This is a genomic window from Rhodococcus sp. AD45-ID, from assembly GCF_003023755.1.
GTDB lineage: Bacteria > Actinomycetota > Actinomycetes > Mycobacteriales > Mycobacteriaceae > Rhodococcus_F > Rhodococcus_F globerula.
The window spans coordinates 2,979,493-3,005,313 of sequence record NZ_PYHL01000001.1 but is presented as its reverse complement, the minus strand read 5'-3'; the positions used below and the strand labels follow the sequence as shown (position 1 = coordinate 3,005,313).

Genomic DNA, 25,821 nt, shown 5'->3' with positions numbered 1-25,821 from the left:
ACCATGGCGTTGAACAATGGCGCTTTGATCGCCGATCGTTACCGACTGAACCGTCTCATCGCCACCGGCGGTATGGGACAGGTCTGGGAAGCCACGGATTCCCGGCTCAATCGACGCGTTGCCGTCAAGGTACTCAAGTCCGAGTTCTCGTCCGATCCGGAGTTCTTGGAACGTTTCCGGTTCGAGGCGCGCACCACAGCGCAGCTGAATCATCCTGGCATTGCCGGTATTTACGATTACGGCGAGACTCGGGACAGCTCAGGCGATTCCACTGCCTACCTGGTGATGGAACTGGTCAACGGCGAACCGCTCAATGCCGTGTTGGCGCGCGTCGGCCGCCTTGCGGTTCCGCATGCGCTGGACATGCTCGAGCAGACCGGTCGGGCGCTGCAGGTTGCGCACGATGCAGGTGTGGTGCACCGGGACGTCAAGCCGGGCAACATCCTCATCACACCCGCAGGTCAGGTCAAGATCACCGATTTCGGTATCGCGAAGGCCGTCGAGAGCGCGCCTGTCACGCGCACCGGAATGGTGATGGGCACCGCCCAGTACATCGCTCCCGAGCAGGCCCTCGGGCAGGACGCCACGTCGGCCAGTGACGTGTACTCGCTGGGAATCGTTGGTTACGAAGCACTTTCAGGCCGTCGCCCGTTCACCGGCGACGGCGCTTTGACCGTCGCAATGAAGCATGTCCAGGAGATTCCGGCTCCGATGCCGGCCGACCTGGCGCCCAACATCCGCGAACTCATCGACATCACGTTGACCAAGGACCCGGCCGGTCGCTACGCAAACGGTGGCGAATTCGCCGACGCCGTCGCAGCCGTCCGCGCTGGAAGGCGTCCGCCGCCACCAGGATTGGGCCAGGGCGGCACGCTGCCGCCGACGGGCGCCACTCAGATAATGCCCCCGACCGCCGGCTACGCGGATCCGGCCGCGATGGCCGCTGACGATGCGGCCGCAGCAGGTGGACTGACCAGTGGCCAGAAGGCGATGGCGTGGGCCGGCGGTGGATTGATCGCTCTGGCGTTGATCATCGGCGGCGTGTGGATCGCGACGGACGGACCTGACAATTCCTCGCCGGCCGTCGTGACGTCGTCGACAACCACGCGTCCCACGACAACAACAACGCGGCCGACGACAACAACGACGCGTCCCACCACCACCACAACCGTCGAGCCGACCACCACGACAACGCGGCCGACGACAACAACGACCGAGCCGACCACCACGACAACAACGGTGCCGACTACGACGACCACCACCGAGCCGACCACCACAACGACCACAACCACCACGACAACTACAACCACCACGACAAACGCTGCAGAAGAACCGCTAGGACAAGACGAATGACGACACCTCGTAATCTCTCCTCCCGATACGAGCTGGGTGAGATTCTCGGCTTCGGTGGAATGTCCGAGGTTCATCTGGCACGCGACCTCCGCCTCAGCCGAGATGTAGCCATCAAGGTCCTGCGGGCCGACCTCGCGCGTGACCCTACGTTCTACCTGCGATTCCGTCGTGAGGCACACAATGCTGCCGCACTGAATCACCCGGCGATCGTGGCTGTCTACGACACCGGTGAGGCCGAGACCGACGCGGGACCGCTGCCGTACATCGTGATGGAGTACGTCGACGGCGACACCCTGCGTGACATCGTGCGCAGCAACGGCCCGATGGCGCCGCGTCATGCGATGGAAGTGATCGCGGACGTCTGCGCCGCACTCGACTTCAGTCACCGCAACGGCATCGTCCACCGTGACGTCAAGCCGGCCAACATCATGATCAACCGCGCCGGCGCCGTGAAGGTGATGGACTTCGGTATCGCCCGAGCGATCTCCGACGCGTCCAGCCCGATGACGCAGACGGCTGCCGTGATCGGCACCGCCCAGTACCTCTCACCCGAGCAAGCTCGCGGCGAGCAGGTCGACGCACGTTCGGACGTCTACTCGCTCGGCTGTGTGCTGTACGAGGTCCTGACCGGTCAGCCGCCGTTCTCCGGCGACTCTCCCGTTGCCGTGGCGTACCAGCATGTCCGTGAGGATCCGCCGACGCCGTCGGAGATCAACCCCGACATTCCGCGCGAGCTGGATTCGATCATCCTCAAGGCGATGAGCAAGAACCCCGCCAACCGTTACCAGAGCGCGGGCGACATGCGAAGCGATCTGGTTCGGGTGCTTGGCGGCCAGCGTCCGAGCGCGCCGATGGTGATGAACGACGAGGATCGCACCACGATTCTCGGTGCCGTCGGCAGCGAGACCGGAAATCTCCGCACCGCAGCTGATCCCGTTGCTCCCGTCACCACCGCCGCCGCGAGTAGGCGGGCACCGGAGCCGCCGGCCAAGAAGAAAGGTCTGCGCTACGCGTTGATGGGCTTCGCCGCCGTCATCGTCATCGCGTTGATCGGAGCCTTCCTGTGGCAGGTGAACTCGCCGAAGACGGAAACCGTCGCCGTGCCGACTGGCCTGACCAATCAGCCCGCCGATTCCGCGGAGGCGACTCTCCGCAACGCCGGCTTCAACGTCGAGCGGCAGAACAAGACCGACAAGGTTGTTGCGCCGGGCAATGTGATCACCACGCGCCCGGTCGGCGGAGTCAACCTCGAAAAGGGCAGCACCGTCACGCTCGACGTCTCCACCGGACCGGAACAGGTCGCCATCCCGCGCTTGACCGGATTGAGCCAGGACGACGCCGAACGCAAACTCACCGCCATCGGCCTGCGACTCGATCCCACGATCGGTCAGGCCGCGTCGACGATCGCCGAGGTGGACAAGGTTGTCGGTCAAGATCCGGCGGTCGGGGTTTCGGTTGTTCTCGATTCGGCTGTCTCGATCACCGTCGGTTCCGGTCCCGAACAGGTCCGCGTTCCCGATGTCACTGGCCAGCGTGAAGAGGTGGCGCGACCCAACATCGAAGGTGCCGGATTTGTCGTTCAGATAACCGAGATCGACTCAGGCCTGCCTGCAGGCCAGGTCGTCTCCACTGATCCCGTCGGTGGAACGTCTGCCACCAAGGGCTCGACGGTGACGCTTCGGGTGTCAAACGGCAACAAGATCGCGATTCCCGATCTCACCAACAAGACCGTCTCCGAAGCGTTGACCACGCTGCGTGCAGCCGGTTGGGCGGGAACGGCCGGCCAGTTGGTGCAGACGCAGACCACCACACTGATACCGGAAATGGTCGGCAAGATTCTCTCGCAGACTCAGCCCGCCGGGTCCGAGATCTCCAAGGACGCGGTCGTCACGGTCAGTGTGGGAGCGTTGGGAATTCCCAACCGATAGGTCAGAGTCGGTAAATCAGAGTATTGCCGGCAGGGCTCCACCGAGCGCCGACGCGACCTCAGCTTCGAGGGCAGCGACAAGCGCTTCCGGTGGAGCCTCGCCGCATACCGTCAACCAGTTGGCCAGCATCCGATGCCCACCCTGCGTGAGGACGGATTCGGGGTGGAACTGCACGCAGTGAATGGGAAGTTCGCGGTGGCGCATCGCCATCACGACGCCACTCTCGGTGTGCGCGGTGATTTCCAGTTCGTCGGGAATGGTGTCCTCGAGGACCGTCAGCGAGTGGTAGCGCGTCGCAGTGAACGGATTAGGCAAACCGGCCAGAACGCCGACGTTCGTGTGAAGAACCTTGCTCGTTTTTCCGTGCAACAACTCCGGTGCACGGTCCACGGTGGCACCGAAAGCCGCGCCGATCGCCTGATGGCCGAGGCAGACACCGAGTACCGGCGTCTTGGTTTCGGCACATACCTTCACCAGGTCCATGGTGACTCCCGCACGCTGCGGAGTGCCGGGGCCGGGGCTCAGGAGAATGCCGTCGAACTGCTCTGCAGCCGCATGAAGCCCGCCCGGAGCGGTCAGTCGCGGATCGTCGTTACGCCACACCACGGCTTCGGTTCCGAGCTGACCCAGGTACTGAACCAGGTTGAACACAAAGCTGTCGTAGTTGTCGACGACGAGAATCCTCATAGGAGCAGGGTAAACGCCCGAGCTAACCGCCGGTGTACGCGGGCACTGTGATCTCGCCCGAACTCGCCTGGGTATAGCCGAGACCGAACCTGGTGGCGTACTGCTTGAACACGCGAATTCCCGGTTCGCCGGCCAACGCCGCCTCGAGCTGTTCGGTGTTGCCGATCGCTCGCATCACGTACGGCGGGCTGTACGTCCGACCATGCAGGAGCAGCGTGTTGCCGATACACCGCGGCGCCGACGTGTTCACGATTCGCTGGTCCTGCATCCCGACCGCTTCGGCTCCGCCCGCCCACAGAGCGTTCAGGACACTCTGGACGTCCTGCTGATGGACCACGAGGTCGTCCGGGGTGGCGTCGACGGGATACTTGCCATCCGCATTGCGCGGAGCGTCGGTCATGGTGACGACTACACCGGGACCGGTCATGGCCGTCAGACCCGCGTCGACGGCCATCGCGTCGAGTTGCGCAAGCGCCTCGGCAACGCCGTCGTCGGACCGCGCGGCCTCCACTTGCAGTTCATTCAGTTGCGCCGAGAGTTCGTCGCGCGTCGAGGAGATACCGTCGGCGTTTGCCTGTGCGCTGCGCACAAGATCGGAGAGCCTGGTGCTGTCGGTGACCTGAAGCTGATTTTCTTCGGCCGAACGCGAAGCGGTGGCGACCATCAGTCCCGCCACGAGGCAGACAACAAGGACACCGACGCGCCAGAAGGTGCGTGACCCGGTGTTGCGTGACCCGGTGGACCTGACGGTTTGTCCCACGTCACTCTCCTAGTTCCTGTCCTGGTTCTTCCTCTGTCATGCCCAGTCGGCCCGTGACCGGCCGGACCCAGCTACGTTAGCGTGTAGGTACACATATGCAGGTCACACCGTAAGAGCGAGGACGTTATGCCCAAGTCGAAGGTACGCAAGAAGAACGACTACACGATCAACCCGGCGAACCGCACTCCGGTCAAGGTGAAGATGGGTCCGTCGAGCACGTTGTACGTGTCGGTGATGCTCGGTTTCATGCTTGTCGGATTGGCATGGTTGATTGTGTATTACTTGGCCGCAGATTCGATCACATGGATGAACGACTTGGGAGCGTACAACTTCCTGATCGGCTTCGGTTTCATGGTTGTCGGACTCATCATGACCATGAAATGGCGTTGACCTGCGCGTTCTCGATTTAGTCCTGATCGTGACCGGCTTTCAATTACATGGGTGTCATTCATCCCCAGTGTGGATAACTCCTGTGGACAACCTAGGAAGTTATCCACATGCTCGAGGATGAATTTCATCCACAGCCTCGTGACAACGGCTCGGACGTAGTCTCGTGGGCCACTCCGATGGGTGCTGTCTACGCGATGTTTGCGGGTGGAATCGCGCTTGCGATCGCCGCGATCGTGGTGCCGACGGAGACTGCCGGACGGTTCCTTCTCGCCCTTGCCGTGATCGGATTGTTCGTGATGGCCGGGCTCGCCCTGAAGCAGCGTCCGCGACTCGCCGTGATCGACGACAACGGCACCCCAGCTATCGCCGTGCAGCGTCTACTAGCGCGCCACGTGTTTCCCCGGCCACAGATCGACCGGGTGCGCCTGGTGCGCTACCCGCGTCTGGGTCGACGCGTCCCCATGCTCGAGATCGACATCGTGGACCGTGCGACCGACACCGAGAAACTGTTGATCTTCGGACGCTGGGATCTGGGCACCAACCCCGAGGATGTCCTCGAGGTGCTCACAGTCCACGGCTTGGTGCCGCCCGAGAAGTAGAGTCGAGCGGTGAGTAGTCCGGAGAGCGCAGAGCGCGATCGCCTTCTCGACCTAGCTGCCGACTACGTGCTCGAGTTCGGCGTCTCCTCTGCAACGCTCCGCGGGTTGAGCCGCGCCCTCGGCTCCAACAATCGCATGCTGCTGTACTACTTCGGGAGCAAGGCCGGTTTGCTCCTCGAGGCACTACGCCGCGCCGGGCTTCGCTTTTCCGGAATAGCCCACCTCCTCGATCTGATCCGCGATTCCGAGATCCCCATCGCGGACCGTCTCCACGGCGCGTGGGACATCCTCGCCGACCCCGAACTTGTTGCCTACCATCGGCTCTTCTTCGAACTCTTCGGAGTGGCCGCATTCGACTCGGAGCAGTACCGACCACTCCTCGAGGGCGTCGCAAACGAGTGGGCCGACGAAACCGCCCGTGCCATAGCCGAAACCGGCGTCGACGCCGAACTTGCCGAAACTTTGGGACACGAAATCGTGGCCGCGTGGCGCGGGTTCCAGATGACGCTGATCGGCGGTGGGGACAGCACACTGGTCAATCGCGCCGCTCGGCATCTGACGGAGTCGATCATCGCTGCTGCGGAACCGATTACATAGCCAGCGCCGCAAGGTCCGGTTGGATGATGTCGAGGGCCTGCTGCGGAACCGCGACGGCTTCGGTCGACCATCCCCAGATCGAGTACAACTCACGGTTCGGATCGGTGTATCCGTCACGGCCGTGCAGCACGCGGTAGTTGTCGATGCAGATCATCTCGCCGGCCTCGGCGCGAAACATCGGTCCGCTGTCACGCACGTGAGTCACCGTCTCGCTCCATCTACGGACCATCGGCCACTGCGCATCTTCGGATTCACCCTCGATCGGCGCGAGGAAGGGGTGGTATCGCGCCTGCTCACGACCACTGGCAACCGTCCTGGCGATGGGCGAGAACGTGGACTGCTGAAAGTTCGGTTCGGAATGGTCGATGTCCACGCTCCAGCAGAAGTCCGCGAGCTCCGCCGTGGACGGATCCAGTTCCAGCAGTCTGGTGAGTTTGACCGCATCGATCAGGAACGAATCTCCACCACTGGGAAGCGCCGGCTGCTTGCACCACAGGAACAGATAATCGGGCGCGTAGTCGCCAAAGGCAAAGCCGTCGTTGTGTGCCGTCATACGGTCCGGCGACATGTCGAAATACCGCTTGCGGCCACGCTTGTCCACCGGCTGCTCGTCGACAACAGCAGCTTCCGCGTCCTGGCTGCGGGCTGTTGCCTCGAACTGGCGTCCGACGCGAATGTACTTGTCACCGAGCAACTTCGACGCAAACGCAATGGCGTCGGTTTCCGTATGCAATCCGCCGAACACCGCGGCGCCGTCAAGCGCGATGGCTGCCCGAACTGCCGCCACGGTGTCCACGCGCCGGGGAACGATACTGGCCGTGGTCAGTTGAGAAGAGAACATTCGTGACTCCCTACGTCGAGTTGAACCAAGTGGTTCAACTCGAGAGTAGGGAGGTGGGATTTCGCCGATGTAACTCCGGAAATCGATTCGGTTACGACTGGCGGCGCTCAGATCACCTTGCCGGGGTTCATAATTCCGTGCGGATCCAGAGCATTCTTGATCGCGTGGTGCATCGCGACCACGGCCGGCGAGAGTTCCTGGGCCAGACCACCCATCTTGAGGAGGCCGACGCCGTGCTCACCGGTGACGGTTCCACCCAACTCGAGGGCGTTGTCGATGATCTCGGCAAAAGCGGCCTGGGCACGCGCACGGGCCGCCTCGTCGTCGTGCGGCGTGATCAACAAGGGGTGCAGGTTGCCGTCACCGGCGTGAGCGATATTCGCGATGTGGGTGTCGTGCCGAGCCGAGATCTGTTCGATGCGGGCCAACATTTCCGGAACCGCGGCCTTCGGGACGCAGATGTCCTCGGTCAGCACTGGGCCCAGTCGCTCGAGCGCCGGATACGCGAGACGACGAGCCGAGAACAGCGCGTCGGCTTCTTCCTGGTCAGTGGAGCGGGCACTCCACGTAGCGCCGGAACGGTTGAAACACGCCAACATTCGCTCGGCTTCGGCGTCGCCGATCTCACCGGGAGTGTCGATCCGTCCGAGGAGCACCACCTCGGCATCGGCGGAGAGGCCCATGTTCTTCCACGCGTCGACGGCCAGCAGGCATTGCCGATCGATCAGTTCGAGGGCTGACGGTGTGAGACCTTCTGCGGCAACGGCTTCGACAGCTTTGCCGGCGGCAACAATGGAGTCGAAGTAGCCGACGATGGTGCGTTCGGGATCGCGCTGAGGGCGAAGTTTCACGGTTACCTCGGTGATCACGCCGAGAGTGCCCTCCGATCCCACCATAAGTGCCGAAAGATCGAATCCTGCAACACCTTTGGCTGTACGACGCCCAAGGCGAACGAGTTCGCCGGTGCCGGTGACCACCTGCATCCCCAACACGTAGTCCTTGGTGACGCCGTATTTGACGCAGCACAGACCGCCCGCGTTGGTCGCGACGTTACCGCCGATAGTCGACCACGGGGCGCTGGCCGGGTCCGGCGGGTACCAGAGGCCTTGCTCGGCGCAGGCCTCACGCAGGTGATCGTTGACCACGCCGGGTTCAACGACAGCCAACCGCTCGAGAGTGTTGATCTCCTTGATGGCGTTCATCGCGTCGAAGGCAATCACCACACCACCGGAGACGGCATTGGCTCCACCGGACAGCCCCGTTCCGGCGCCACGCGTCACCACCGGCGCACCGTGCGCGATGCAGGCGCGGACAACGGCCTGGACCTGCTCCGCGGTGCGGGGACGCACAACGGCAACAGGCATGGCGTACGGAGCCCATTCGGCATCATCGTGCGCGTAGCTCGCCATGATGTCCGGATCGACGATCAGGCGATCCGCATCGATCTGCGAGCCGATCGCCTCGAGGAGCGCGGCGGAATCGACGGTGGCCTGATCAAGCGGAGTCATAATTCCACGATAGTGACACCCGAAATGCCAGCCCATGTAGATTTACTCCAGGAAATCGGCGAATGCATGGGCTATTTCTCCATGCGCGGGAGTGACAATGCACGAACAATGGCTACAGATGCTCCTGACCGAGGCATCAACGGATGAACTGATTGCTCATCGTGATCAACTCGCCGAGGCCGCACCTCTCGGCGCGGTTCACGACATCGAACAGGCAGCACGATCCGCTCTCCAACTGCGCAGCCTCCTCGCCCAGCGCCGCCAGCGCGCCACCGAACTGTCCGCTCTCAACGACATCGCAACACTGTTGACCACGATGCACGACCATCACGCGCTACTGCAGGAAATCGTAGACCAGGCAAAACGACTACTCGGAGTAGATCTCTCGTACCTCGCGCTCATTCACGGCGACATCCTGATCATCGAAGTGACCAGCGGCGCGTATACGTCACAGCTACTCGGACTCACCGTCCCGTTCCGCGAAGGCCTCATCGGACGCGTTGTCGAAAACTCCTCTCCCGCATGGACACCGGACTACCGCAATGATCCGTCGTTTGCGCACATCGGCCCCGCCGACGACGCCGCTCGAGCCGAGAACATGCGCGGACTGCTGGCCGTTCCATTGCAGGTCGACGGCAAGATCCTGGGCGCGTTGTGTGCCTGCAAGCGCCAGGAGCGACGCTTCGGCAACGAGGAAGTTGCACTACTGTCCGCACTTGCCGCTCATGCGTCAGTGGCTATCGAGAATGCCCGCCTCCTCGAGCAGTACCGCACGACGGTCGCGGAAGTCAACGCCGCCAATACCGAACTTGCCAAGCGCACAGCACTTCTCGAACAGACTCTGACGTGGGACCGCTCGCTTACCCAAGTTGTGTTGCGCGGCGGAGGAGTTCGCGAACTGGTGCAGGAGGCATCGTCGTCGACGCGATGCCCGGTGTTCTTCGTGACCGGCACGGCCGAAATCCCGTCAGGACTGCAGCACCTGCGTGGCGCTGTGGTGCGCGCCTTCGAAATTCTGGCCGCAGATCGACGTGAACAAGCGCTGACTCTGATCGACGGTGATCAGTTCCTGTTTGCCGTCGAGGTCCGCAGCGCCGGCGATCGCCTCGGCGTGCTGTTCCTGACTTCACGCCAAGATCCTACTGCGGCAATGCGATTGGTTCTCGAACGCTCGGCCCCGGCCGTAGCGCTGGCGCTGGTCGGCGAACGTGCAGCCCGGGAAGCCACCCGCCGCGCCCGCGACGCGTTCCTGGTCGACCTCATCACCCGGCCGGCACCGACGCCGGCCGAGGTGACGGGGCAGTTCCGGCTGGCCGGTCTCAATCCGGACCGCTCGTACACCGTGGTGGTGGCCCGCCCTGCCGACGCCGTCGAACGAACGCGTCGGAGCATCGAGGAGATCATCTTTCCTCCGGGAACTGTTGTTGCCGAACATGGTTCCCGCGTCATTGCCATGATTCCGGGGATGACACCCGCCGAGGTCGCTGCCGCCTGGGTACAACCACCTGAGAATCCCACCGTCGGTATCGCCGATCCAGCCGTCGGCGGAGAAGGTCTGGCGCGGGCATACGTGGAGGCACAGCGCACCGTCGACGTTCTCGAGACTCTGGGCCGAGAATCACAGGTCGAGGCCGCGAATTCGCTCGGCATCTATCGAATCCTGCTAAGCCGCACCGGCCGAGACGAACTGGAAATGCTGACGCAGCGGTCCCTGGGGCCGCTCCTCGAGGAGGAAACCCGGCGTGGTGTTCCGTTGCTGGACACCCTTGCGTCGTACCTGGCTCACAACTGCCGGCACTCCGCGACGGCAACTGCCCTCGCGATCCACGCGAACACCCTGTATCAACGACTCGAATCCATCGACCGATTGATCGGCGCCGAATGGCGTCAGCCGGACCAGGCGCTCGATCTTGCGCTCCTGATCCGACTGCGTGCCAGTGCGGGGAAGCTCGGTCAAATCTGAGCAGGATTGTCCGATCGCTTTGCCAACATCACAACAAGGGTTGCAGCACAGAGCATCACGCCGCCCACCACCCACAGGCCCGCCTTGGCGTTTCCGGTCACATCGGTGAGCCATCCCGTGATGTACGGAGCGCCGAAGCCCGACGCGTTGCCGATGGAGTTGATCATCGCGATACCGGCGGCCGCACTCGCTCCCGTGAGGAACGTGGTGGGCAGATACCAGAAGACCGGCAGCGCGCACAGTACGCCCACAGCGGTGAGCGATACGGCGATCATGACGGTGAACGGCGAATCCAGGTACAGCGCAATCGGAATAGAGACGGCACCGAGGAGCGTCGGCGCAGCCACGTGCCACATCCGCTCACCGGTCTTGTCGGAGTGACGGCTCCACAGCACCATCGCCACGGCACCGATTGCGTAGGGAACTGCCACGATCAGGCCGGTCTCCATGAGCGAGAAGTCGGTATCGAATGTCTGCTTGAATCCGGCGACGATGCTGGGCAGGAAGAAACTCAGGGCGTACAGGCCGTACGTGATGCCGAAGTACACCAAACCGAATCCGATAACCCGCGGATCACGCAGTGTCTTGGCGGCCGACTGGTGACCGGCGTCGCCGAGTTCTCGTTCCTCGTCTTCCATCGATCGCATGAGCCACGTGCGCTCTTCCAGGGTCAACCACTTGGCGTCGGCGGGTCGATCGGTGAGATAGAACCACACGACAAACGCCAGGATCACCGCGGGTAAGCCCTCGATCAGATACATCACGCGCCACCCGGCCAGGCCGAACAAGCCGTCGCCGTACTGGATGATCGCAGCGGACAGCGGTGCGCCGAGGGCCGACGACAGGGGAAGTGTCAGCAGGAACAGGCCCATCAAACGAACGCGGTACTTCTTGGGGAACCAGAATGTCAGGTAGAGCAGCACGCCGGGGAAGAAGCCGGCCTCGGCGATACCCAAGAGAATTCGCAGGAAGTAGAGACTTCCCACATTCGGTACAAAGGCCAGAGCCGCGGCCAGAATGCCCCAGGTGAGCATGATGCGCGCGATCCACAAGCGTGCGCCGAAACGGTGGAGGGCCAAGTTACTCGGCACCTCGAACAGGAGATAGCCGACAAAGAAGAGGCCGGACGCGAGCCCGAACATCGTCTCGGTCATGCCGAGGTCGGCGCTCATGGTGAGCTTGGCAAACGCGATGTTCGTACGATCCAGATAGTTCACGAAATAGAGCAGGATCAAGAACGGAATGAGCCGCCTGGCTACCTTCTTCACCACACGAGATTCGATCTCGCTTGGCGCAACTCCACCGTCAGGGGTGGCGCGATCGGTGGAGGTCATTGCGGGTGGTACTCCTAAGAATGGCCGGAAGCATCGCTTCTACTTACGTGACTCGAGCCACAGTAGAATTCATTGCTTCGTCGCACTATGTGGATTATCTCCACAGAAGAAGTACCGCTATGTGCACTATCTCTAGCCGCTGGTGAGGAACAGCCCCTGCTCGCGCAGTTGCACGACGCGCATCACGATGATTCCGATCGTGACCACGGTGACGGCGCCAAAAGCGATCCAGCCGATCCGGACTGCTTTCAGCCGATCTTGACCCGCACCCAACCACTGCGGCACGTACAGGAATGCGGCAGCGGCAGCAGCGCCTGCCAGCAGACCACCCGCGTGTCCCCAGAACGAGATGCCTGGCAGCGAAATGCTGATGATCACATTGATCGCGATCACCGAGATGATCGGGACCGGGCTACGACGCAGACGCAACAACAGAACGGCCTGCGCGCCCATGATGCCGAAGATCGCACCCGAAGCACCCGCGGTCCACGACAGCGACGTCACCGACGCAAAGACCGGTTGAAACGCCATCACCGACGCGCTGCCGCCGACCAGCGACACGAGATAGATGCTGATGTACCGGGAGCGGCCCATCACGATCTCCGTGTCGCGGCCCAGGATGTAGAGCGCATACATGTTGACGGCCAGATGCAGGATTCCGAAGTGCAGGAATCCCGACCCGATCAGACGGAACCACTCGCCGCCCGCAACCAGTGCGGGGTTGAGGGCCCAGTTGGCGAAGATCGACGAATCGACCTGATTGTTCATGATGCTGCGCGACTGCACGAGCGTCGCCAGGAACGCCAGGACGTTGAGGCCCATGAGCGTGTACGTCACGACCGGCACCGGCCGCGCCTGCGTCACGGTATTACCCGCGACGCCACGCACGGGTCGAACATCGCGTTGACCGGCAGCTACACAGTCAACACATTGGTAGCCCACCGCAGCCTCACGGAGGCAATCGGGGCACGCCGGGCGGCCGCAACGATTGCAGGAGAGAGCAGTGGGTCGATCTGGATGGCGGACGCACCGCGGTTGGGGCGGGAGGCCCTCACTCGCACCGCCGCCCCAACCGGGGTTAGTCATCTTCGTTGTTTACCTGTTCAGGAGATGGTGATGCTGTTGATGACGACCGGCTCGACCGGGCGATCGGAGCGATCGACCGCGGTGGAGGAGATAGCGTCGACAACCTTGCGCGACTCGTCGTCGAGAACCTCACCGAAGATGGTGTGGCGACGGTTCAGGTGCGGCGTCGGGCCGGTGGTGATGAAGAACTGCGATCCGTTGGTGCCCGGGCCGGCATTAGCCATGGCGAGCAGGTAGGAGCGGTCGAACTGCAGTTCCGGGTGGAACTCGTCGCCGAACTGGTAACCCGGGCCGCCACGGCCGGTTCCGGTGGGGTCGCCACCCTGGATCATGAAACCGTCGATGACGCGGTGGAAGACTGCGCCGTCGTAGAACGGTCCGGTCTTGGCGCCGGATGCGTTCTCGGTGGAGTATTCCTTCGAGCCGTCGGCCAGGCCGACGAAGTTCTCGACGGTCTTCGGCGCATGGTTGCCGAACAGAGCGATCTTGATGTCGCCGCGGTTCGTGTGCAGCGTTGCGGTTGCGGTCTGATGAGTTGAAGTCACCACCCCATCGTGCCATTGTCTGGCTTCCGATGGATGTGAGGCTGCCAAACCGGGGCAAAAGCCAGCGTTCAGGCTTTCCCAGGCGATCGCCAGTTTCACGGAACCTCGTTACCAGGGAGCGCTGGAATCATTCGAGATGCGCACATCAGCGCAATCACCAACGAAAGGCACACACCATGGACCTGAGCTACCTGACTGATCTTTTCGGCGCCTTCACCGATCTCTTCAGCGCCCTCGATTTCTTCAGCGGATCGCTCGGCTGACACCACACCTGCACTGACCACGCGCTGTTGAACTGTGGGGCTGCGCTCCCGCCCGACTGTGGCTCCACAGCTCAACTACCGCAACAAGATCTAACACATCGACGTGAAATCCAGCGGCGCGGCGGGTAGATGGCGTCCCCGTGGAGTGTCGTCCACCAGAATCCCGTCATGGACGACGACGTGACCACCGACAACAACGGTCACCGGCTTTCCGCGCAGCCGCCGACCTTCGTAGGGCGTGTAGTCGGTGGCCATGTGCAGGTCGGCGTCCGAGACGGTCCATTCCAGATCCGGGTCCCAGATAGCTACATCGGCATCGGAACCCGGCATGATCGAACCCTTGCGCGGATAGAGCCCATTGGTGCGAGCCGGATTGGCAGCCGTCAACTGCACAAAACGAGTCGGCGACAGACCGTTGGCCGCAACAAACTTCGAGAATACGACGGGCAGGCGAGTCTCGACGCCAGGCAAGCCGTTCGGCATATGACGAACATCGTGGCGGTGTTGACGCTTCTGAACGGTGTCGTAGCAGCAGTGATCGGAACCGATGGTCGTGATGTGACCGGTGAAGAGGTGCTTACCCAATCCGTCGACGGTACCGCGTGAACGCAGCGGTGGGCAGCACACAAATCGTTCCGGTTCTGAGCCTTGGTACTCCGAATCATCCAGTGTCACATGATGTGCCACGACCTCGGTGAAGGCTACCAACCCACGCTTGCGAGCATCGGCAACCAGTTCGACAGCCGCCGCCGACGATTGATGCACAAAGTACACCGGCGCCCGTTGCGATTCAGCAATAGCCAATACTGCTGCTACCGAGGCTGTTTCAGCTAATTCCGGACGCGTGGTCGCCATCCCGGCCGCATCGATGTGCCCACAACTGGCGGCGGCATTCTGCGCGTCACCGACAATGGCGTCCGATTCGCAGTGAATGATCACCATGCCACCAAGATCACGCGTGGTTTGCATGGTGCGCAGAATGGTGTGTTCGTCGGCCATCGACTCGCCGGCATAGGTCGTGAACATCTTGACCGTGCGGATTCCGGCGGCAGCCATCGTAGCCAGTTGATCGGCCGTCGTATCGTCCCATTCGACAACACATCCGTGTAGAGCCGAATCACACAGACCCTCAGTAGATTTGGTTCGGAGCTTGTCCGCCGCATCCAGCGGATCCTGACCCGGCCTAGGTATCGCAAAATCGATGATCGTAGTGGTGCCGCCGAACACTGCGGCGGTGGTGCATTCGGCGTAGGAATCGAGCGACGTGAATTCACCCGACGTGAACCCGACGTGGCAGTGCGGATCCACCCCACCCGGCATAACCAGCTTCCCCGTAGCGTCGAGCACCGTCGCACCGTCCGGAATCAGCCCGCCCGGCTCTACTATTGCGATGATTTTGCCGTCGCGCATCACCAGATCGGCAAGCCCGCTCCACGACGACTCCACCAGCGTTCCGCCCCGCACAACAGTGAGTGGGGAGGTGGTCACGACTTACTCGCAAGGTACGCACGCCAGCCGCCGCGGTCGCTGATGTCCACCACCTCGGGACGATCCAGCCACTCGGCCCGCATGCGCATGGACAACGACCCTCGTCCGTCGGCAAGAAGAATCACGCCCAGTTCCAACTCCTCCGGCTCACGGGGCAGCAGTTCAAGTCGAAGGAGGTCGTAGTCGACCTCGTACAGCTCACCGGGCACGGTGAATCCACCTTCGGCCACCGGGTGCAATCCGGGGAATTCGTCTCGCACGGAGAAGAACTGGTAGTTCGGCGCGGTATCGGCCGCACCCAGGAACGTTGCCCCTGCCAGCGCGTCGTTCAGTGTTCCGCCGGACAGTGCTTGCCCGTTCACGAACATCGTCACGGTTGCCATTCTTGTCTCCTCTAGTTCGAATAACGTTGGTATCAGTGAGAGGCGGTCAGTCGCGCCGGCCCGAAGGAACTGACATCGACAGCCGGTTCCTTGCCCTGGACCAGAGCTGTGAGGACGTCGGCCCACAGCGACGCAAAGGTGAACGAATAGGTTCCACCCGCAACAAAAACGCCTGGTGCACTCTCGAGTTCACCGATGATCGGCAATTCGTCCGGTGTGGTCACAACCGGGCCGGTCCAGACGTCGGACAGCTCGATCTCACCGAGGCCCGGCATCAACCGCCCAGTCTGGGCGAGATTGCCCGCGATGCTCTCCTCGCGGATCGGTGCCGCACCTGCAGTCCGGAACTGTCCTGCGGGCCATCCACCGCCGAGCACTATGCGATTGCGCCTGTCCTGCTTGATCGAAATACCCTCACCGACGTGCTGTACCAACACATTCAAGGTTTCGGGCGGGGCGGCAAGGGTGTGCATTTGCAGCGACAGAGCCCGCAGTTCCAGTTGCACGTCGACCATCGCGGCGACCTCTGCCATCCACGGACCCGCAGCATTGACCACGTGGGGTGCCTGCCACGTCCCCTTCGCGGTACTGACGTTCCAGGATTCACCGATCCGCTCGATTGCCGTGACCTTGGTATCGGTAGCCAGCTGCGCACCACGAGCGACCGCTTCCGCCAGGAGAGCCGGGCCCGCGATATCGGGTTCCGCGTAACCGTCCAAGCCGCACCAGCTGGCACCGGCAATGGTCGATCCGAGCAACGGAAGCTCTTGGCGTACTTCGTCACCGGTGAGAAGACGGGTCGGAATTCCAACTTCCCGTTCCCATTCGTGCTTCTGTACCAGAGCGGCACACTGCTCCTCGGTCTCGGCAACCATGTAACCGCCGCAGCGGACCAGGCCGACACCGCCGGGAACATCGTGCTCGAGCTGATCCCACAACTGACTCGCCGCTAGCTGCAGTGGAAGCAGACGACGCACATCCAGTGCCACACCCTGACCGGGTCGACGCGTGTGAATCGTCTGAATGTGCAAATTTCCGGCCGTCGTTCCCGATCCGGCGCAATTGGGTACCGACCGATCAAGCACCACGACACGGAAGCCTGCGTCGGTCAGTCGAAATGCCGCTGCAGCTCCCACGATTCCGGCACCGATGATCACGACATCGACCTCGCTGGTCATGAACTCAGTTTGCATGGGCTCAGTGGACATGTGTGAACTCCTTCGACGTATGTGCGCTGGCTTCGGCTATACCGGATCGATCGATGATCGACTGCAGGGCTTCGATGATGTTCGGGTCGGTGACCGGCAGCAGCGGTTCCCGCACGTGACCGCCTGGCTGCCCCAGCAGGTTCATGACCGCTTTGAGCTGGGGAATCGGTGACGCGTGAATGCCGCTGTAGTCACCGTTGATCAGCGCACCGGACAGTGCGCGGTAACGGTCGGCCCATTCCTGCGCTGCCGCAGCATCTTTTGCGACAACAGCGCGATAGAAGGGGACACCGAAGGGAGCGCCGACGCCACCGCCGTCGATGTTGCCGTCACCACCGAGTTCGAGAAGCGCGGCCAGTCCGCGGCGATGCAGGAAACTACCGAAAACCCTTACCTGCGAAGAGAACTGCTCGACGGTGTCGAGCATGCTCAGCCAATCGCCGGTGCTGTCCTTGATCGCCACCACATTCTCTAGATCCGCGATGCGGGCGAATAATCCGGGAATCTTACCCATGTCCACCGAGACCCCGCGCGGCCAGTTGTACGCCATGAACGGTAGATCTGTTGCTGTGGAAACACTTTCGTAGTACGCAACCGTCTCGTCGGCCGACGTGTGAACGTACGGCGGCGGGGTCGCAAGAATTCCGTCCGCACCGGTGCCAGCCGCGTGCTTCGCGAGTCGCCGTGATTGGTCAGCCGTGTATGCGCTCACTCCGATCAGCACGGGGAAGCGACCACTCACGGCGCTCACTGCCACCTCGGCGACAAGTTTGCGCTCGGCATGGGTCTGGGAAAACCACTCACCGGTGCTGCCGTTGATCAGAACTCCGTCGACGCCCATACGTGCGTAGAGATCCATGAGCTCGGCAAATGCATCGACATCCACCGCTCCAGCAGCGTCGAACGGGGTGGGAGACGCGGGCCAATAGCCCGACCAAGCGACATCGTCGCGATTCATAGAAGTAGACCTCTCGATGGAGATGCACAGACTGTGCGAATGGGATCGATTCCATACATTGCTCCGAACCGGTAAAATCGTCAAGCCAGGAAACAGACTCGTAACACGGGCATAGTCGAATGAAGCAACCACGCAGTCAATGAAGCCAAGAGGACACGATGACAGTCACCCTGATCGATGTCGCAAACGCCGCCGGTGTTTCGCGAAGCACTGCATCACGCGCATTGAGTGGATCGGCGTTGATCTCTCCGCAGACCAGGGCGGCCGTGCAGGAAGCCGCGCGCAAGCTGCAGTACCGCCCCAATCGCGCCGCGAGCGCGCTGCGCTCCCGGCGGTCACACCTCATCGGTCTCGTGATGAACAACCTGCTCAACGCGTCGTTCCACACGGTCGCCGAAGTAGTGCAGAAAAGAGCGTCGGACAAGGGTTTTCAAGTCATCCTCTGCATCACAGACGCTGATGTGTCGCGTGAACGTGACGTGCTCGAGATGCTGGCCGAGCACGGCGTGGACGGGACGATCGTGATCGGTAGCGGCCGTAACGCCACCGCGACCAACGACCTGCTCTCGGGAAGCGCCGTCGTCAACCTCATTCGGTCTGTGGAAGGCAGCAAAGCACCCAACGTTCTTGCCGACGACATCGACGGTGCCATGTTCGCTACCCGTCATCTACTCGCACTCGGCCACCGCAACATCGGCTATATCGGCGGCACCGACGACGCGACGTCCGGCCGTGAACGGTTCGAGGGATACCGCCGCGCGCTGGCAGAGTACGGCGTCGAGGTGGATGAATCACTGGTCAGAAAAGGTTCTTTCACAACGTATTTCGGAGCCGAGGCAATAGGTTCCCTGCTCGATCACGCGCCGAAGATGACTGCGTTGTACGCCGCCAACCACGAAGCGGTTTTCGGCATTCTTCCCACCCTCGTCGGCCGTGGCGTGAGCATTCCGAACGAGTTGTCCCTGGTGTGCCACGAGGACATGCCGTGGCTAGAGATGTGGCAACCCGCGATCACCACGATCGACAACGGTGCAGTACAACTGGCCAATGTCGCAATGGATCTTCTTTTCCAGCAAATAGATTCGGGGAAACTCGGCAAAGAAGACCAGGGCCGTACCTACCGGATCGGCTCGACGCTGATCGAGCGAAATTCCTGCGCGCCACATGACGGAGGTCACTGAAAACAGCAACGATCGTGGCGCACGACACGCTGTTTCGTTAACAGTTCGTTTCGTCGGTATCTCTCGCGTTAACGGCGTTGACCCTTCATCAATCGCGTGCCAAGCTCAGTGCAATCGATCCCATGAAACTGATTCGGACGATTCAGAGCCTCCCGAAAATGTGCTTTGGAGCCCGAAAAAATGTAGGCGGAAGCCACTCCCGAAAGGCAACTCGAAAAATGCGCAGAATCCTCGCAGTCGCAGCCGCCACCGCTTTGGCAGCCACCCTCACAGCCTGTGGATCGGGAAGCGACGACACTGCCGCTCCCACCGACTGCACTCCCACACTGGGATCATCGGACCTCGCAGAAGAAGGCACCCTCACCATCGCCACCAACGCCACGCTCCCACCGATGCAGTACGTGGACGAGTCGGGCAAGGTCGTCGGAATGCGCGTTGACCTGGGCAAAGAGATCGCGAACCGCCTATGCCTGCGCGCCGACTTCGTCAACATCGAGTTCGACGCCCAGATCCCCGGCGTGCAGAGCGGCCGTTGGGACATGATCGACACCGGGATGTTCTACACACCGGCTCGCGCCGAGACCATCTCGCTCGTTCCCTACGAGGTACAGGCGGTATCCGTCTCGGTACCGGCAGGAAACCCCGAGTCCATCTCGTCCGTCGACGATCTGGCCGGTAAGACCATCGCCGTCGAGGCACCGGGATACGAGTTCGACACGCTCAACGCATTGAACGAGACATTCAGCGCCGCCGGCAAGCCGACCATGAACGTGCAAACCTTCAAGACGAATGCTGATGCTTACCAAGCACTTTCGGCAGGACAAGCGGACGGGGCGGCGATCGTGAGCTCGGTAACCTCCTTCTACCAGAAGGACGGCCGCTTCGAGACGGGCGTCGACGGCATCAACAACTCACCCTTGGCCCTCGGATTCTCCCAAGACAGCAAAACTGCCGTCGAGGTGGCGCGCGTCCTCACGGACATGCGTGCCGACGGGTACCTCACCGCTCTGTTCGCGGAATACGGCGTCGACGGTTACGACGGCGATATCTCCGTCAGTACCGGCCCGCTGCAGCCCTGAGCTCCGCTCATCTTCAGCCCTGAGCTCCGCTCATCTTCAATGCTGAGCTCCGCTCATCTAGCCGAAAGGTAACCCCATGTGGTCCTGGGATGCATTCTTCTCGATCTTGACCAGTAAGCAGCTGGTCGAGGGCGTATGGGTCACCATCTGGCTCACTGTCGTCAGCATGGTTCTCGGCCTGATGCTGGCCGTCGTCGTTGCTGCGGCACGCTCCTCCCGCTGGTGGATTCTGCGGGCAATCGTCGGCTTCTACGTGTGGTTGATGCGCGGCACTCCCCTACTGGTGCAATTGGTCATCATCTATACCGGCTTGCCTCAGGTGGGAATCAAGCTCGGAGTCATCGAGTCCGCCCTCCTCGGGCTTGTTCTCAACGAAGCCGCCTACCTGTCCGAGATCGTCCGGTCCGGACTGATGTCGGTGCCGGCCGGTCAGACCGAGGCGGCCCGGGCGCTGGGCATGTCGCCGTTCAAGGTATTCCGAGTTGTAGTGCTACCCCAGGCATTTCGCGTCATGATTCCTCCGCTGGGCAACAGCTTCAACGGATTGCTCAAGACCACAACCTTGGTATCGGTCATCTCGGTCCAAGAGTTGTTGCGGCGCACACAGTTTCTGGTACAGGTCAACTTCCGAGTACTCGAAGGCCTGTGCGCGGCGGCCCTGTACTTCCTCGTCCTGACCACTGCCTGGGGAATGATTCAGCGTGTCCTCGAATCCCGCGCCGGCCGGGGATACGACCGTAACTACAAGCGCAAGAACACTTCCGGCGATGCAAATGTCGCCGAGTCGGCTCAGCTAGCGGAAGCAGTGAACAGATGACCACCACCGACATTGCCGCCGCCACAACGGTTGTTCGCGTCGAGAACATGATCAAGTCCTTCAACGACGTCCGGGTACTCGACGGCATCGATTTCAGCGTCGCCGAGGGCGAAGTTGTACTGCTGCTCGGACCGTCCGGTAGCGGCAAGAGCACCCTCCTGCGCACCCTCAACTGCCTCGAGATCATCGACTCAGGGATCGTCGAAGTATGTGGCGAATCGATGGGCTACGTCGACAGCAACGGCAAACGGCGCTTGCGCAGCGAAGCACAGATCGCGAAACAACGGCAGGGCACCGGGATGGTGTTCCAGAATTTCAACCTCTTCCCGATGATGACCGCTGTGGAGAACGTCGCAGCCGGCCCACGTCACGTACAGGGAGTACCCAAGGACAAAGCCCAGGCGCAGGCGCGCGAACTCCTCGCCCTCGTCGGGTTGTCCGACAAAGCCGAGAACTACCCCTCCCAGCTCTCCGGCGGACAACAACAACGCGTTGCCATCGCCCGAGCACTGGCCATGAAGCCGAGCGTCATGCTTTTCGACGAGCCAACCTCGGCGCTCGACCCGGAAATGGTCAAGGAGGTGCTTGACGTGATGGTCCGGCTTCGCGACGAAGGTATGACCATGGTGGTGGTCACCCATGAAATGGCATTTGCCCGCGCTGCCGCGGATCGCATCGTTTTCATGAGTGACGGCAAGATCGTCGAAGACGCTGCTCCGGATCAATTCTTCGACAACCCTCGGAATCCTCGCACCCGGGCGTTCCTGGGACAGATCCTGTGACAAAGTGGAGTCATGACACGAGTGACCGAGTCCCTCAGCAGCCAGCTTCCCGACACGTTCGACCAGGCCGTGGCCCGCGTCGAAGACTCTTTCGAGGAAACAGCAACCCGCATCAAGGAATCTGACGCAGCCGACAACGCCCGTCGCATCGCCGCTGTTGTCGCCACGGCAACTGCCCGTGGCGCCGGACAGCTCGGCCTGTTCCTGGGCCGTCAGAGCGCTGTTCTCGCCAAGAAGGGCGTGGAGTGTGCAAAGTCCCTCCCCGCCAAGTCAGCGGCGCGTGCAGAGCGTGAACCGAAGCCGCGTGGACGTAAGCGCATCGGCCTGTTCGTCATTGCCGGTGTGGCTGTGATCGGTGGAGCTGTTTTCTACAAGAGCCGCCACCGCGAGCACCCGCCGGTGGCGTCGGCTCCGCCGCGAGTGGACGAACAGACTGCGTAGATCTTGAAGCAAAGAGGCCCGGAACACAGTGTGTTCCGGGCCTCTCTTCGTTGGTGAGCGCCAGTCAGCAGTTCGACGGCGCCGGAACGTTGTTGAACCGATCGATCATGTAGCCGATGGATTCCGGGGTTCCCGTGATGTACGGGGCTAGATGGCCCAGTGCAACACCCGGAGCGACAGAGGGCAGCTCGTTGACGGAGAACTGCACCGTCGCGCCGTTGCTGCACCATTCCCGCGCGAGTTCCTGTCCCTGGCCGAACGGCACGATGTCGTCAGCTCGCCCGTGCTGGATCAGGACCGGCGACGTCGGCGTCAGGTTGCCGATCTTCTGTTCTGCCAGGATCCCCTGTGCAACGGGCAAGCGATCGAGCACAACCGACAACGATTCGCCCGATTTCGTGAACTCCGACGTCTTCTGGAAGGCAAATTGCAGGCCCGTCTCGCCGACGCACTGATTTTTGGTCGCCGCGAGCATCGCGCGTCCACGATCGTTGATTTCCGCGTCGAGTAGCGGCTCCACGTCGGGGTACTGAGCCACGATTCCGTTGAGCGCGTATCCGATCAAGCCGGTGAGAAATGTGCCGTCGATCTGCTCGAGGGTGGCTTCCAGATCAGCCGGAGGAGCGCCCGCGTACGTGCCCTTCAGATCGAGCTCCGGGGCGTACGACGGCTTCAGCTCCGTTGCTGCAGCGGCAGCGCCGCCACCCTGCGAATAACCCCACAGGCCGACGGGCCCGTTGTCGGGAATGCTGGTGTTCGGAAGTTGCTGCGCAGCCCGCACCGAATCGAGGACGGCGTGCGCTTCGGCGGCGCGGTTCACGTACGTGTGGTCGCCCGGCGTTCCCAGCCCGTCGTAGTCGGTGACCACAACGGCAATGCCGTTGAGCAACAACATATTCACCCAGATGGACTCGTAGCCGACCATCACGTCCGTCGGAAACCTGTATTCCAGTCCGGTGTTGAACAGCTTGGACGGGGCACACTGGTCACCTTGTCCGTGAGTACCTACTGCGCTGGCAACCAGTGGACGCGCCCCCTGCCCGGTCCACGGGTTTGTCGGCTCGAGGTACGTGCCGGTGACTGCAACGGGAGCACCAGTGGCGTCTTCACTGCGGTACATGATCTTGGTGGCGGTAGCCGGCCACGGACCATTCGATCCCGGCACGCTGAGAAGCAAGGGCGTCGGCTCACTGCGAATGAGGTCGCCGTTGTCCCCGGCGGGCAGTTCAGTCGGCGGAGTGTAGAAATCCGCCGGCTCAGCTGCTGCGAACGGCGCCGTTGCAGCACTGACCACCAGTGCTGCAACGGACAGGCCGGCTGCCCACCACATTCGGTTCTTCACGTTCACGTTCTCCCCACGTCGTTTGCACTGTGCTCTGACACACAGTGAACGCAGGGTAACATATACCGTAAAACAAACTTACCGGTAAGGAAAGAACCTTAGAGTCGTTGCTGTACAGCTACTTTCACCTATTTCGTCGGCTCCACATTGTTGGTCAGGAGCGCACGCAACTGCTCGGTGTTCTCCGGCGTCCACGTCGTCGGATGCAAGATGTTGGCCCACATGTCCGCGGCATCTTCGCCGTAGTTGTGCCCATGACCCGACGGAACATCCGCCGAGAACACCATGTCGAGCGTGACCTGCCAGAACGTCACGAGAGGAATCCACGTCATACCCGGATCCACGTCGCGGCCCTCCGGCTTTTCGCTCAACCAGTCGGGCTTGTTGAGGAGGAGGTCGAACGACCACCACGTGATGGGGTCACTGGCGTGCTGCCAGTAGACGATTCGATCGTCAGCCCAGTCGGCCTCGAGCTCCAAGTCGATCGGATCAGCGGCAAAACGGATCGACTCTCCGCCGTCGATCACGGGAAGAATCTCCCGCGAACCAGAGTCACGATTGTTCGTGATCTCCTGCCACTGCTCCGTGAAGTTGGGTGTGCCCACCCACAAAGCTCCGTCGACGCGCGTCATCATGTCCTGGTCCCCGGCAAAAGCGGCCTGGCCGCCGTACGAACCGAGGCTCTCGCCGAACACGACCAGCTCGGGACGCGTCTCCACGGGCAGGTTGATCCACTCCGCAAAAACAGCATTGAACAGTGCGCGGCCGGCAACCATCGGAGTTTCGCGGTCCGCGATGAAGGCCAACGGACTCGGCAGGAACGAGTACTGCATCGACGCAATGGCGGTGTCACCGTCCTCGACATATTCGAACGCCGACGCCACATCCTCGTTGACCCAACCACGACCCGTGGTTGTCACGACGGCCAGAGTTCCGCGGTCGAACCCACCGGTGCGCTTGAGTTCGTCCACAACCCGGTTTGCCACGCCGCGAATCGAATCCGAGGACTCACGCCCGGCATACACGCGGATCGGCTGCTTCGCCTCACGCCCCGTCAGCGCCGTGATCTCCGCCGCGGTGGGGCCACTACCCATGAAGGTGCGCCCTTCCTGCCCCAGCGAGTCCCAGGCTTCCGCAGACATCGGTGAACCACTGCGTTCGGCAATGAGCGGCTGTTCGATGCCGTCCGGAGTTTCGGTATCCGCACCCGAGAAGCTCCAGTTCGCGAACGCGATCAACCCGTTGTACAGCGCACCGTTCACGACAAAGACAGCAAGAGCGAGAACCACAACAAGGCTGGCGACCTTCGCCGCTTCCTTCGGGACAAACCGCAATGCGAACTGCGAAAGGCGGTTCGTGGAATGGCGAATGCCCCGCGATGCCTCGAGCAGAATGAACCAGATGAACAGCGAAATGAGCGCAACCAGAAGGTAGTTTGCCGCACTGTCACGCGGCATACCGACAAGTTCACGGACGATCCGCTGCCACCGCGCCCCCAAAATCAAGAAGAGCGGAACTGCGATCACGGCCACCACCGCCATCGTCCGCCACGCGATCTTCTTCGTGCGCTCCGACCACTGCGGTTCGACGCCACACTTGCGAACCGTCCACGCGACCAGAGTTCCGATCGCATAACCCATTGCCAGCGAAATGCCCGTCGCAACGCCCTGCAAGTACCACACTCGGGGTAGGAGCGACGGGGTCATCGACCAGGTGAAAAACACCAGCGCAAAGGCAAGGCCGACAGGATGAAGCGTCCCGCAATAGCGGCGGATGCGGTCCCACACAGATCTCATGCGGGAATCGTAAGCGCCGAGCGTCCGATTTCAGGCGCCGTACCGCCCAGTCGGCATGCTAATTCTCACGATCTGGGTGCGCACAGACAAAAACACCCTCCCAGTTTCCCGGGAGGGTGTTTTCTTACTGTGGAGCCTAGGAGATTCGAACTCCTGACATCTGCCTTGCAAAGGCAGCGCTCTACCAACTGAGCTAAGGCCCCGTTCGGTTTTCCGACCGGAGTCAGAGTACCTATGTTCTAGCTTGTTTCCAAATCGTGCCAAACCTTGTCTCCGCGCTGACTTTTGATCAACTTGGTGACTACGAGAGACACCAGAATGCTAGCCCCGACAAGCAGGAAAACTTTCATTCCAGCAACCCTTCTTCGGCACAAGGAGTGGGCCTAGGAGGACTTGAACCTCCGACCTCTTCATTATCAGTAAAGCGCTCTAACCACCTGAGCTATAGGCCCCTGAACCGGTTTCAAAGATTACCCCACCGGCCCGCTAACA

At 61.9% G+C, this 25,821-nt stretch carries 25 protein-coding genes and 2 tRNA genes; 11 read left to right on the top strand and 16 right to left on the bottom strand.

Going from position 1 to position 25,821, the window contains the following annotated elements; genetic code table 11:
- Positions 1-3: 3 nt before the first annotated feature.
- Complete coding sequence (locus tag C7T36_RS13830) at positions 4-1,353, top strand: protein kinase (RefSeq protein WP_045066107.1); 1,350 nt, start codon at positions 4-6, stop codon at positions 1,351-1,353.
- Positions 1,350-3,281: a Stk1 family PASTA domain-containing Ser/Thr kinase gene (gene pknB / locus C7T36_RS13825; RefSeq protein WP_033235331.1), complete on the top strand. Its 1,932-nt coding sequence runs from the start codon at positions 1,350-1,352 to the stop codon at positions 3,279-3,281. The genes C7T36_RS13830 and pknB overlap by 4 nt, the downstream gene beginning before the upstream one ends.
- Positions 3,282-3,296: 15 nt before the next feature.
- Here pknB and C7T36_RS13820 read toward each other — a convergent pair whose 3' ends face one another.
- Together C7T36_RS13820 and C7T36_RS13815 are read right to left on the bottom strand one after the other, a co-directional pair.
- The gene (locus tag C7T36_RS13820; protein ID WP_045066105.1) at positions 3,297-3,968 is read right to left on the bottom strand and encodes an aminodeoxychorismate/anthranilate synthase component II; all 672 of its coding nucleotides are present in this window, start codon (positions 3,966-3,968) and stop codon (positions 3,297-3,299) included.
- A 22-nt stretch (positions 3,969-3,990) separates the two neighbouring features.
- Positions 3,991-4,632, bottom strand: coding sequence for a DUF881 domain-containing protein (locus C7T36_RS13815; protein ID WP_080711785.1), 642 nt, complete (start codon positions 4,630-4,632; stop codon positions 3,991-3,993).
- A gap of 222 nt (positions 4,633-4,854) precedes the next feature.
- Between C7T36_RS13815 and crgA the strand changes: the two genes are divergently transcribed.
- The 3 genes from crgA (at position 4,855) to C7T36_RS13800 (ending at position 6,314) form a co-directional block, all read left to right on the top strand.
- The gene (gene crgA, locus C7T36_RS13810; protein ID WP_033235329.1) at positions 4,855-5,118 is read left to right on the top strand and encodes a cell division protein CrgA; all 264 of its coding nucleotides are present in this window, start codon (positions 4,855-4,857) and stop codon (positions 5,116-5,118) included.
- A 107-nt stretch (positions 5,119-5,225) separates the two neighbouring features.
- The gene (locus tag C7T36_RS13805; protein WP_033235328.1) at positions 5,226-5,717 is read left to right on the top strand and encodes a PH domain-containing protein; all 492 of its coding nucleotides are present in this window, start codon (positions 5,226-5,228) and stop codon (positions 5,715-5,717) included.
- Between the two features lie 9 nt (positions 5,718-5,726).
- On the top strand, positions 5,727-6,314 hold the full coding sequence (locus C7T36_RS13800; protein WP_051730599.1) for a TetR/AcrR family transcriptional regulator: 588 nt from the start codon (positions 5,727-5,729) through the stop codon (positions 6,312-6,314).
- Here the strand turns inward: C7T36_RS13800 and C7T36_RS13795 are convergent.
- Both C7T36_RS13795 and C7T36_RS13790 read right to left on the bottom strand, forming a co-directional pair.
- Complete coding sequence (locus C7T36_RS13795; RefSeq protein WP_045066100.1) at positions 6,307-7,155, bottom strand: TauD/TfdA family dioxygenase; 849 nt, start codon at positions 7,153-7,155, stop codon at positions 6,307-6,309. The two genes, C7T36_RS13800 and C7T36_RS13795, sit on opposite strands and share 8 nt — an antisense overlap.
- A 107-nt stretch (positions 7,156-7,262) precedes the next feature.
- Positions 7,263-8,699: an FAD-binding oxidoreductase gene (locus C7T36_RS13790; protein ID WP_371851342.1), complete on the bottom strand. Its 1,437-nt coding sequence runs from the start codon at positions 8,697-8,699 to the stop codon at positions 7,263-7,265.
- Between the two features lie 61 nt (positions 8,700-8,760).
- Here C7T36_RS13790 and C7T36_RS13785 point away from each other — a divergent pair, with 61 nt between their 5' ends.
- A complete protein-coding gene (locus tag C7T36_RS13785; RefSeq protein WP_045066095.1) occupies positions 8,761-10,626 on the top strand; it encodes a GAF domain-containing protein in 1,866 nt (621 codons plus the stop codon).
- On the opposite strand, the gene C7T36_RS13780 is transcribed toward C7T36_RS13785, so the two are convergent.
- The 8 genes from C7T36_RS13780 to C7T36_RS13750 form a co-directional block, all read right to left on the bottom strand.
- On the bottom strand, positions 10,617-11,960 hold the full coding sequence (locus C7T36_RS13780) for an MFS transporter (protein ID WP_045066093.1): 1,344 nt from the start codon (positions 11,958-11,960) through the stop codon (positions 10,617-10,619). The two genes, C7T36_RS13785 and C7T36_RS13780, sit on opposite strands and share 10 nt — an antisense overlap.
- A 132-nt stretch (positions 11,961-12,092) precedes the next feature.
- Positions 12,093-13,046, bottom strand: a complete 954-nt coding sequence (locus tag C7T36_RS13775; RefSeq protein ID WP_045066090.1) for a rhomboid family intramembrane serine protease — start codon at positions 13,044-13,046, stop codon at positions 12,093-12,095.
- 17 nt (positions 13,047-13,063) lie between these two features.
- A complete protein-coding gene (locus tag C7T36_RS13770) occupies positions 13,064-13,591 on the bottom strand; it encodes a peptidylprolyl isomerase (protein ID WP_033235424.1) in 528 nt (175 codons plus the stop codon).
- Positions 13,592-13,686: 95 nt separating this feature from the next.
- Positions 13,687-13,875: a hypothetical protein gene (locus tag C7T36_RS30120; protein WP_155276690.1), complete on the bottom strand. Its 189-nt coding sequence runs from the start codon at positions 13,873-13,875 to the stop codon at positions 13,687-13,689.
- 69 nt (positions 13,876-13,944) lie between these two features.
- Positions 13,945-15,342: a dihydropyrimidinase gene (hydA, locus tag C7T36_RS13765; RefSeq protein WP_045066088.1), complete on the bottom strand. Its 1,398-nt coding sequence runs from the start codon at positions 15,340-15,342 to the stop codon at positions 13,945-13,947.
- A complete protein-coding gene (locus C7T36_RS13760) occupies positions 15,339-15,725 on the bottom strand; it encodes a gamma-glutamylcyclotransferase (protein WP_033235322.1) in 387 nt (128 codons plus the stop codon). Before C7T36_RS13760 ends, hydA begins: the two co-directional genes overlap by 4 nt.
- Positions 15,726-15,757: 32 nt before the next feature.
- Positions 15,758-16,933: an FAD-binding oxidoreductase gene (locus C7T36_RS13755; RefSeq protein WP_239654663.1), complete on the bottom strand. Its 1,176-nt coding sequence runs from the start codon at positions 16,931-16,933 to the stop codon at positions 15,758-15,760.
- The gene (locus tag C7T36_RS13750) at positions 16,923-17,891 is read right to left on the bottom strand and encodes a dihydrodipicolinate synthase family protein (RefSeq protein WP_045066086.1); all 969 of its coding nucleotides are present in this window, start codon (positions 17,889-17,891) and stop codon (positions 16,923-16,925) included. The genes C7T36_RS13755 and C7T36_RS13750 overlap by 11 nt, the downstream gene beginning before the upstream one ends.
- Positions 17,892-18,049: 158 nt before the next feature.
- Here C7T36_RS13750 and C7T36_RS13745 point away from each other — a divergent pair, with 158 nt between their 5' ends.
- From C7T36_RS13745 to C7T36_RS13725, 5 genes are all read left to right on the top strand, one after another.
- The gene (locus C7T36_RS13745; RefSeq protein WP_045066085.1) at positions 18,050-19,072 is read left to right on the top strand and encodes a LacI family DNA-binding transcriptional regulator; all 1,023 of its coding nucleotides are present in this window, start codon (positions 18,050-18,052) and stop codon (positions 19,070-19,072) included.
- A 218-nt stretch (positions 19,073-19,290) separates the two neighbouring features.
- Positions 19,291-20,151 carry an ABC transporter substrate-binding protein gene (locus C7T36_RS13740; RefSeq protein WP_045066083.1) on the top strand — a complete coding sequence of 287 codons (861 nt, stop codon included), beginning with the start codon at positions 19,291-19,293 and terminating at the stop codon, positions 20,149-20,151.
- 76 nt (positions 20,152-20,227) lie between these two features.
- A complete protein-coding gene (locus tag C7T36_RS13735) occupies positions 20,228-20,968 on the top strand; it encodes an amino acid ABC transporter permease (protein ID WP_045066081.1) in 741 nt (246 codons plus the stop codon).
- On the top strand, positions 20,965-21,750 hold the full coding sequence (locus C7T36_RS13730) for an amino acid ABC transporter ATP-binding protein (RefSeq protein WP_045066079.1): 786 nt from the start codon (positions 20,965-20,967) through the stop codon (positions 21,748-21,750). Before C7T36_RS13735 ends, C7T36_RS13730 begins: the two co-directional genes overlap by 4 nt.
- Positions 21,751-21,762: 12 nt before the next feature.
- Positions 21,763-22,191 carry a hypothetical protein gene (locus C7T36_RS13725; RefSeq protein ID WP_033235316.1) on the top strand — a complete coding sequence of 143 codons (429 nt, stop codon included), beginning with the start codon at positions 21,763-21,765 and terminating at the stop codon, positions 22,189-22,191.
- 64 nt (positions 22,192-22,255) lie between these two features.
- Here the strand turns inward: C7T36_RS13725 and C7T36_RS13720 are convergent, their stop codons facing one another.
- The 4 genes from C7T36_RS13720 to C7T36_RS13705 form a co-directional block, all read right to left on the bottom strand.
- Positions 22,256-23,533, bottom strand: coding sequence for a lipase family protein (locus C7T36_RS13720; RefSeq protein WP_045066077.1), 1,278 nt, complete (start codon positions 23,531-23,533; stop codon positions 22,256-22,258).
- A gap of 128 nt (positions 23,534-23,661) precedes the next feature.
- Positions 23,662-25,329, bottom strand: coding sequence for an alpha/beta-hydrolase family protein (locus tag C7T36_RS13715; RefSeq protein WP_033235315.1), 1,668 nt, complete (start codon positions 25,327-25,329; stop codon positions 23,662-23,664).
- Positions 25,330-25,459: 130 nt separating this feature from the next.
- Positions 25,460-25,532 (bottom strand) — tRNA-Ala (locus C7T36_RS13710).
- A gap of 175 nt (positions 25,533-25,707) precedes the next feature.
- Positions 25,708-25,781, bottom strand: a tRNA-Ile gene (locus tag C7T36_RS13705).
- Positions 25,782-25,821: the final 40 nt, after the last annotated feature.